The sequence below is a fragment of the Trichlorobacter sp. genome, assembly GCF_030247655.1.
Lineage (GTDB): Bacteria > Desulfobacterota > Desulfuromonadia > Geobacterales > Pseudopelobacteraceae > Trichlorobacter.
In genome coordinates this window covers 1-1885 of sequence record NZ_JAOTRZ010000343.1, presented here as the reverse complement: position 1 = coordinate 1885, position 1885 = coordinate 1, and the positions used below count along the sequence as shown (strand labels likewise).

The window sequence follows — 1885 nt, the reverse complement described above, 5'->3', positions numbered from 1 at the left end:
ATAAGAGACAGATCCTGAGATGACCAATCAACAGGTTGATCAGGTGATTGAGGCAATTCGAGGGGCGATCAAGTAAGATGACAGGCAGTCCGCAGCGTCGTGTCATGATTGTGGCCGGCGAAGCCTCCGGTGATATCTACGGGGCAGGATTGGTGCGTGCAGTGCATGCGGCTGATCCTGCCTTTTCCTTCTTTGGCATCGGTGGCCCTCGCATGCGTGAGGCCGGTTGTGAAACCCTGGTGGATTCGGCTGATATGGCGGTGGTCGGGCTGGTGGAAGTGCTGAAACATTTTAACGTGATTGCTGCAGCCTTTCTCAAGCTAAAAAAAATTCTGCTGGAAACCCCTCCAGACCTCCTGATCCTGATTGACTATCCCGGATTTAACCTGCGGCTGGCCAAGGTGGCAAAAAAAGCCGGGGTCAAGGTGCTCTACTATATTTCTCCCCAAATCTGGGCCTGGCGACAGGGGCGGGTCAAAAAGATCAAGCGTCTGGTTGATCATATGGCCGTAATCCTGCCATTTGAAGCCCCTTTTTATGAGCGGGCTGGTGTGCCGGTCTCCTTTGTAGGCCACCCCATGGCTGATCTGGTTAAGGTATCCCTGACGCATGAACAGGCTGCGACTTCTTTTGGCCTTGACCCAGCCAGGCTGATTGTGGGGCTGTTTCCCGGCAGCCGTAGAAGTGAAGTCAGCCGTCTTCTGCCTACTATCATTGATGCAGCCCATCTGTTGAAACAGCGCTTTCCCGATATCCAGTTTGCGCTTCCACTTGCCTCAACCCTGACTGATGCAGATCTTGCTCCCTGGCTTGTGGATTGTAACCTGCCTATAACCGTCACCCGTGAGCGGATTCATGATTTAATGCGGGCTTGCGATGCCGTAATTTCAGTTTCCGGGACTGTGACTCTGGAGATCGCACTGGTGGGGACACCACTGATAATTATCTACAAACTCGCACCGCTCACCTTCCAGTTAGCCAAACGGCTGGTAAAGGTTGAACATATTGGCCTGTGCAATATTGTTGCGGGAGAGGCGGTGGCGAAAGAGCTGATTCAAGATGATGCTTCGCCGGAGCAAATCGCTGCAGATATTGAGCAGATACTAAGTGATGGTCTGTATAACGACGGCATCAGAAACCGGCTTTCCCATGTGCGCGAACGACTTGGCGGTGGCGGTGCAGACCTGCGTATGGCGTCATTGGTATGTAGCATGGTGGAACAACCATGAAGAAGATCATCTGGATGTTCCAGGTGGCGGTGTTTTACGGCTTTACCTGGGTGGTGGCTCTGGTGCCGGAACGTCTATCGGAACGCTTCGGTGTCTGGACCGGTCTGATGCTGCGCCGGGTATTGGGTAGCCGGCGCCGTATTGCAGAAGAAAATATCAGCCGTGTGCTTGAGCATATGCGAGCCCAACCTGAATGGACCTGTTCTATCCCGACCGCCGAAGGGATTGCGCGGGAGGTGTTTTGTAATCTTGGGCGTTCACTGGTGGAAACCTGCCGTTTATATCACGGTAAAGGTGATGGGCTGATCGATCGGATAGAAGTCCGGGGGATGGAACATTATGATGCAGCCCGTGCCATGGGAAAAGGAATCATTTTCCTGACCGGTCATTGCGGTAACTGGGAGTTGATGGCCCTCGCCTACGCACCTCTGTTTAAGGCACCGCTCTCGGTGGTGGCCCGTCGTCAGAATAATCCCTATCTGAACACCATGGTGGAACGGATGCGGATGCATTACGACAATACGGTCATCTACAAGGATAATGCCCTCAGGAATATGATGGCGGTAATTCGTAGAAATGGGACTGTGGGGTTGTTAGTTGATCAGACCGTATTTCCTGAGGAAGGCTATCTGATTGATTTTCTGGGGCGCAAGGCC

The 1885-nt window shown here is 52.9% G+C and carries 2 protein-coding genes; both read left to right on the top strand.

Going from position 1 to position 1885, the window contains the following annotated elements; translation table 11 throughout:
* Window positions 1-77: 77 nt before the first annotated feature.
* Window positions 78-1229, top strand: coding sequence for a lipid-A-disaccharide synthase (gene lpxB, locus OEL57_RS16480; protein WP_300742006.1), 1152 nt, complete (start codon window positions 78-80; stop codon window positions 1227-1229).
* A partial coding sequence (locus OEL57_RS16475; RefSeq protein WP_300742005.1) for a lysophospholipid acyltransferase family protein occupies window positions 1226-1885 on the top strand: 660 nt, incomplete at its 3' end. The genes lpxB and OEL57_RS16475, both read left to right, overlap by 4 nt.